General features: G+C 27.5%; 8 protein-coding genes and 1 tRNA gene. 4 read left to right on the forward strand and 5 right to left on the reverse strand.

The window, feature by feature from the left end; translation table 4 throughout:
• Positions 1–234 (forward strand): hypothetical protein (locus tag T386_RS04615; protein ID WP_036460079.1); only part of this gene is annotated, 234 nt, incomplete at its 5' end.
• Between the two features lie 128 nt (positions 235–362).
• On the opposite strand, the gene T386_RS0103705 is transcribed toward T386_RS04615, so the two are convergent.
• From T386_RS0103705 to T386_RS0103720, 4 genes are read right to left on the reverse strand one after another with little or no spacing between them, the layout of a single operon-like run.
• Positions 363–1,289 (reverse strand): SAM-dependent methyltransferase, encoded by a 927-nt coding sequence (locus tag T386_RS0103705; protein WP_051622805.1) that lies wholly within the window; start codon positions 1,287–1,289, stop codon positions 363–365.
• Positions 1,290–1,318: 29 nt separating this feature from the next.
• Entirely contained in the window at positions 1,319–1,996 is a 678-nt protein-coding gene (locus tag T386_RS0103710; RefSeq protein WP_029513791.1) for a hypothetical protein, read from the reverse strand.
• A complete protein-coding gene (locus T386_RS04620; RefSeq protein WP_029513792.1) occupies positions 1,969–2,208 on the reverse strand; it encodes a hypothetical protein in 240 nt (79 codons plus the stop codon). Before T386_RS04620 ends, T386_RS0103710 begins: the two co-directional genes overlap by 28 nt.
• Before the next feature lie 52 nt (positions 2,209–2,260).
• On the reverse strand, positions 2,261–3,709 hold the full coding sequence (locus T386_RS0103720) for an endonuclease/exonuclease/phosphatase family protein (protein ID WP_051622806.1): 1,449 nt from the start codon (positions 3,707–3,709) through the stop codon (positions 2,261–2,263).
• A gap of 98 nt (positions 3,710–3,807) precedes the next feature.
• On the opposite strand from T386_RS0103720, the gene T386_RS0103725 reads away from it, so the two are divergent.
• Both T386_RS0103725 and T386_RS0103730 read left to right on the forward strand, forming a co-directional pair.
• Positions 3,808–5,169, forward strand: a complete 1,362-nt coding sequence (locus T386_RS0103725) for a M17 family metallopeptidase (protein WP_029513794.1) — start codon at positions 3,808–3,810, stop codon at positions 5,167–5,169.
• A 125-nt stretch (positions 5,170–5,294) separates the two neighbouring features.
• Positions 5,295–5,368 (forward strand) — tRNA-Gly (locus T386_RS0103730).
• A gap of 132 nt (positions 5,369–5,500) precedes the next feature.
• Here the strand turns inward: T386_RS0103730 and T386_RS0103735 are convergent.
• Positions 5,501–6,685, reverse strand: coding sequence for a phosphoglycerate kinase (locus tag T386_RS0103735; protein ID WP_029513795.1), 1,185 nt, complete (start codon positions 6,683–6,685; stop codon positions 5,501–5,503).
• Positions 6,686–6,860: 175 nt separating this feature from the next.
• Between T386_RS0103735 and T386_RS0103745 the strand changes: the two genes are divergently transcribed.
• A partial coding sequence (locus T386_RS0103745) for a hypothetical protein (RefSeq protein ID WP_029513796.1) occupies positions 6,861–7,201 on the forward strand: 341 nt, incomplete at its 3' end.

Raw genomic sequence — 7,201 nt, forward strand, 5'->3', positions numbered from 1 at the left:
GTAGTTATAAAATTTATTTTAAGCACTATTAATAAAAAATTAAAAGATTATGGTGTTGTTGATGAAACAGTAACAAATTCTAAATTCATAAAAGCAATCGAATCAGCAATAGCCATTTGAAAATATTCAAACGACACCTTAGTTGAAAAAATATATATTAATGATCAAGAAAACAAAACAAACTTAACTAATTTTGAAACATATAGAAGAATAATAAATATGGTATGTAAATAAAAATAACATTTTTTCCTTATTAGACTATAAATAAGGACTAAATGTTATTTTTTGCTTCTGCAACTCGGAAACTCAGGAGGCAAGCCTGTTTTTTTATTATTTGGCTGTTTTATAGGTAAATAATGTAATTATTTAAACTTATTTTTGATTTTTACGTATTCTTTAACTAAATCTGTATTAGAAAAACCAGGGACAGAAGTATTAACATTTGATAGTTTCTTAAAATCAATTTTTTCAAATATTTTAGGTGAAATTATAGACTCGTATTTAACAAAAAGATATTGAACATTTTTTATTAATTCTTTTGGATCAGTAATTTTATGATTGTAATCATAATAACCCTGGCGTGCAACAGCAAAATCTCACATATATTTATCTTTATTAAAGTATTTCAATGTCTCAGCGGTATTATTATGAATAAATAACTTAAAGTCTTCGTGTTTGTTTGGCAAGGGTTGATAGAGTCTTAAGTCTGCTTCATCTGATAAAGCACTATATTTTTTGTTAACTCAAACTTGAATTAAGCAATTCACATTGTATGGGGAATTAGATAAAATAAATGAATTTTTTGGAAGATTTTCAGTTGAACTGATGAGCTTTAAATTAGCATTAATCTTTTTTTGTATGTTATATCTTCTAAATTGAATAGGTAATATAAATACAATAATAGGTCCTCATTCAAAACCCTTATTAATAAAATCAGCAGCAAGAGAACCTCTATAGCCAAAAGGTGGATTGCCAATTATTATGTTGTTGTTAGAATATTGAGGGGTTAGATTTAGAAAATCTGCCTTAATAATATTTTTACCTTCAGGATGAATGTCAAAAGCAACAATGTTAGGATTATCAAAATTCTTTTTTAAACCATCTATAAAAGCACCAGCCCCAGCTGATGGTTCAATAAAATTAAAATTATTAATATTTAAATTATGTTCATTCAGCAATTCTTTTATATGATTTATTACTTTATCAACAATAACAGGTGCTGTGTAAAATTTATCAAGTTCCTTATTATAATTGTTGCTATCTTTAATTTTCTTTAATGTTTTTTGCATATATTGCTCCTGATGAAACTTGTTTTATATTATGGTTTTATTTTTGAAACCCAAACATTTCATGAAGATGAACCTAAACCTAATCTTGCTGCATATTTTAAGCCATTAAATTTATAATTATTCTTTCAGTTTAACAAAAATTTGACCGAAATGCTTTCATTACTTATTATTATTTGCAATCTTGATGATTTTGGAGCTAAACTAATGTTTTGGATTTTTCATATCCCTGTGCTATTAGGCAATTCCACCATTTTGATGCTTTTATTAATATCATCATTATAGGAAATTTTTACTTTAAAAATTTTTTCTCCAACATTTTCCTTAATATTTCCAGTGGTTTTCAACAATTGATCTATTCTTTCGTCATTGACCTTTATATCAGATATACTGGCTAATTTATCACTTAAAAGTTTCTTTAAATTTTGATCTATTTTTTCATCATCATTAGGCAATAAATTATTTTGCAAAACAAATGAACGCTGACTTTTAGATATGTCAGAAAATAGTGAATCAAAACTTTGGGCAGAATTAGACAGTGTGAATAAATAGCTCATTGTTTTATTGCCAATATTCCTAATAGTTTCATTGCCAAATTTTAGTTCAATCCTTGCTATTGTATCTAGTTTATTATCAACCACTACTAAGTCAGCACCTTTTTTATTGTCTGTGCTATCTTCATTTAATGTAATTTCCTCATCACATAACAATTTTGAAATATTTTTTTAAGAATTTGGTTAAGCTTTTCAAAGTAAGAAGAAATTTTAACCTCGTTTAAATATCTAAATGAATTGGGCTTGTTATTGTCATTTATTGATAAAAACTTATTAATAGTTTCCTTTTTCTTATCAATGTTTGAAATACGGTATGAGTCAGAAGAAACATAATTTAGTATCTTAATTGCACAATCAATGTTAGACATCTTTTACCTTCTTTTTTATTTATATAGTTGTTTTACAGCCAAATAAAGAAATTTAACTAAATGCTAATGTGTATCCAACTGGACAATGGTCCGAAATTCCATTATATATATAGCGAAATAACTTTTTATATTTTTCCTGATTATTATTATATTTAGTTTCAATATATTCTTTTCATGCTTCAAGCGAATCAATATTAGAATATAAAAACGAATTATCATTTACAAATTCATATAATTTATAGATATAAGGATTTTTGTAAGCAATATCACCACTGTGTATTATTTTGTCATACGAATTAGCGTATTGACCAATTTCATGTCTTAATGATGAATTATTTTCTGCCTTAGGTTCAAAAATATTAATGTATTTTTTGTTAGAGTTATATACTCATTTAAAAGCTTCATTATGATTATTCTCATTTATATTTGTATCACCTGCAAATATTAAATCTTTATTATCGCCATCTTTTTCATCAAATCATTCAAAAACTTTTTCAAGTGATGCTGCTTCATTCATTTCACTGGAACCATTTTTATTTGCATATTTAATTTCATTTACGTCATCACGTTTAACGCCTGGCCCATCAAAGTGAGCTATCATATAAGTAAAATCATTGTTAGTAATATTGTTATTTTTAAATTTAAATTTAACTCCATATGGTGGTCTGTTATAGTTACTGATATGACCGCCGTATGGGGTAACATACGTTGAATTATCATAAAATTTTCCGACTTTTCCGTCTTCAAAAGCCACAGGTTCAATCATATTTTCTTTATATAACATTCCTATATATGAGTCTGCTTGGCCTTGATAACCTTTGGCAGGTTGATACTTATCAGAAATAATATATTTTCATTTATTAAAAGACGAAACAGATTGCTCCTGTTCATTTAATAATTTAATAACATCATCAATATGGCTATAGTTTGAATTTTGATCACTATCTATTTCAGCAAGACCAATTAAATCAAATTGCTGTTTATAAATAATTGAGGCTATGGCCTGAGTTTTATAGTAGGCTTTTGATCCATAATTAGCGACGTTTCAAAAACCTAATTTTAACTCTTTGCCTGCATGGCCTGGTTCTGGTTTTGGATTAGGTTTGGGTGATGGGTTCGGTGGTAAAGGAACTGGATTAGGTTTGGGAGCAGGGTTAGGAGAAGGAGCAATTTTTTTTGCAAGTGGCTTCAATAACTTTTTAATTAGTTCATCAATTTTGTTTTTATCTTGATTACTAAAATATTTTTCATGATTCTTTAATTCTTCTTGTGCTTGTTTAATTAGTTTTTCTTTATTTTCAATATCATTTTTATCATAATTATTAATATCTTGTTTTGCGGAATTAACTATTTTTTGAGCTTCATTAATTGCTTTTTTTAATTCATCTGAACTAAAAGTATTATCGGTGTTGTTAGTATTAGTACATGACGTAGATATCAAAATTGATGAAAAAACGGAAGCTGTTAAAAATATTGTTTTTTTAATCTTATGTTTTATCATATCTTATAAATTATCACACATTAATTCTATTTTTATATAAAATAGAAATTAACGAACTTTGTTTTCATATAAAACATTTAATTTAAAAAGGAGCAAATATGTCAAAATATTATTTAACAAAAAGAGATGAAAAAATACTTTTAATTGCACAATACGAAGGAATTAATAAATGCAACCAATATGATAATCTAAGTAAAAAACAAGGCGAAATTACTGAATTTTTTGCTGATAAAAAAGCTTATATATATCTAGATAAATCATTTGAATCATATGATGACTTAGTGGAATTAATTGATACCAAAATTACTAATACTAAAAGAGATTATCAAATTGATTTAGAATCTTTTGTATCAAAAAATTTACCGATTGAAACTGTTTTAAAGGCTTTTTATTCAAGAATTATTTTCTATGAAGGCAAATTATTTAACCTTAAAAAAGACGAAGATAAAAAGAACCAATATACTTTTTTACTAAAAGATAATTCATTTGCTGCATTAGCTAATAAATTTGAAATCATTGCTAATAATAGAAATAAATGTAGATATTTACAAGTTATGCCCGAAAATGAATGTAATTCAGAAAAATTAGCAGAATTTATTGTTGATGATTTTAAAAATGTAAAAAATGTTAATGTCACAGTTTTAAACAAAAAACAAATTTCTGATTTAGGAATGAATTTATTGCTATCAGTAAACAAAGGCTCAACTTTTGAGGCAAGAGTGGTTGTGCTTGAATATATTGGAAATCCAGAGCCAAAGGAAAAAGTTGTGTTAGTTGGTAAAGGGATAACATTTGACACTGGTGGTGTTAATACAAAAGGTTATCATATGGAAGGAATGAAATTTGATATGTCCGGTTCAGTAATTGTTGCTTATGCACTAAAATCAATTGCTGAGTTAAATATTAAAAAGAACGTAGCAGCAATTATGTGTATAACTGACAATAGAACTGCTGGCAATGCTTCCTTACCAGAAAATGTATATAAATCTATGTCCGGTATTTCAGTTGAAGTTACTGATACAGATGCTGAAGGTAGATTAGTATTAGCAGATGGCTTATTTTATGGAGCCAAGAAATTAAACGCAACTTGTTTAGTTGATGTTGCAACACTAACAGGTGCAGTTGTAAGAGCCTTAGGAACAACATATTCTGGTATATGATCTACTGATAATAAGAATTGAGAAATATTTAATAAAGCATCGGAAATAACCAAGGAAAAAGTTTGAAGAATGCCTTTACACCAAGATTTTCATAAGCCAAACAAAGCAAGCATAACAGCTGATTTAAACAATTATAATAATGATGAATTATCAGATAGCAATACAGCTGCTATGTTTTTAAAAGAATTTACTAATGGTGTTCCATACATACATTGCGATGTTGCTGGCACAGCTGATATAAAAGGAAAACCACAAGGCGTATTAGTTGATACATTAGTTGAGTTTGTGATTCAAAAATAAACAAATAACCCTATAAAACAATTAAAATAATAAAAAATAGGAAGTTGTAAAACTCTCTATTTTTTTGTTAAAAATTATTTCGCATTTTCAATTTTTGCTATAAAATAATATTGCATATTTTAATTGCAAATGTAGTTCAGTGGTAGAACACAAGCTTGCCATGCTTGATACGGGGGTTCGATTCCCCTCATTTGCTCCATGTAAATGTAGTTTAAGTAGAACACCAATTATGGAAGCAAAGGTGCAATTCCTTTCATTTACTAATAAGAACCTTACAAAACAAAAAAATAAATGGCTCATTGGAACCATTTGTTTTTTATTTTTGCATTTATTATTTATCTTGAATTGATGAAATTCCAGGAAGTTCTAAACCTTGAAGAAATTCAAGCGAAGCACCGCCACCAGTTGAAACATGAGAGAATTTATTTTCCATACCAAGTTTTTGAACTGCGGCAACACTATCACCACCACCAACAATTGAATAGCATGAATTTAATTCAGATATAGCTTTTGCAATTTCTAATGTACCATTACTATAGTTTTTAAATTCTGCAACTCCCATAGGGCCATTTCAAATCACTGTTTTTGCATTGAAAAGAGTGTCTTTAAATAGTTTAATTGTTTTAGGACCAATATCAAGTCCCATTAAATCATCAGGAATATTTAGCTCACAAACAATAGGATCTACATCAGCAAATTCCTTAGCACACGCATTATCAATTGGTATAACAATTTTTGTGCCATATTTTTCAATAAATTGTTTTGCAAATGGCAAGAAATCTTCTTCTAATAGTGAAGTTCCGATTTCATAGCCTAAGGCTTTTTTGAATGTATAAGCCATTCCACCACCAATAATCATTTTATCAACAAGTGGAATTAAATTTTCAAGCACTTTAATTTTATCACTAACTTTTGCGCCACCAATAATAGCAACATAAGGGTGAGTAGGATTCTTAATAGCTTTTGATAATGAATTAATTTCATTTAACATTAAATATCCCATAGCTGATTCTTTAATGAATGAAGCTATACCCACATTAGAAGCATGTGCTCTATGAGCTGTACCGAAAGCATCATTAATGAATACATCACCTAATGATGCTCAATACTTAGCTAATTCTGGATTATTTTTGCTTTCTGCTTTTTCATTAAGATCTTCAAAACGTGTATTTTGCATTAAAATCACATCACCATTTTTCATATTATCAATAGCATTTTCTAATTCCTTGCCTCTGGTTGAATCTACAAATAAAACAGGTTTATTTAGCAATTTTGCCAATTCAATTGATACTGGAAAAAGGTCGTTTTTTTCTGTGTCGCTTTGTTCTTTAATTCTGCCAAGATGAGAAAGCAGAATTAATTTACCACCTTCATTAATTACCTTTTTAATAGTAGGCAAAGCAGCCACAATTCTCTTATTAGATGTAATCACACCATTTTTTAATGGAACATTAAAGTCAACTCTCATTAACACTTTTTTATTTTTTAAATTAATATCATCAATTGTTTTTTTCATTCTTTCCTCCAATAGTAAATATTATATTAAATATAGTTATTTTTATCAATAATGAACTGTTAGAATTTATTGCAAAAATGTGAAAATAAACCACAAAATCAGGTCAAAAATAAAATATGTTTTTTAATTTATTATGTATATAATAAAGAAAATTATTATATGGAAGGAGCATTATATGAAAAAGAAATATATTAATTTATTAGCACTTTCAACTTCTGCGACGGTATTATTGCCAGTCATATCAGCAAGTTGTACTAAAAACAAACCCGAAGTAGACGAGTTAGAAACATTATTGTCTAAGGTAAAAATAGATATTAAGGATAAAGCTAATATTGAACTTGCATCAGTTACTTTGAAAAACATTGAAAATTATGCTATTTTGCAAAACAACGCCGGCATTTCTATTGAGTATGAAAATGTTAGCGTAAAAGACAATTCTCTTGTAGTTGAGTTTAAAATAGTTAAAGATGGAAAACAATCAAATACTAGAACAGTAACAATTACTGGTTTTAAGGA

This window comes from Mycoplasmopsis primatum ATCC 25948 (assembly GCF_000702785.1).
Taxonomy (GTDB): Bacteria; Bacillota_I; Bacilli_A; order Mycoplasmatales; family Metamycoplasmataceae; genus Mycoplasmopsis; species Mycoplasmopsis primatum.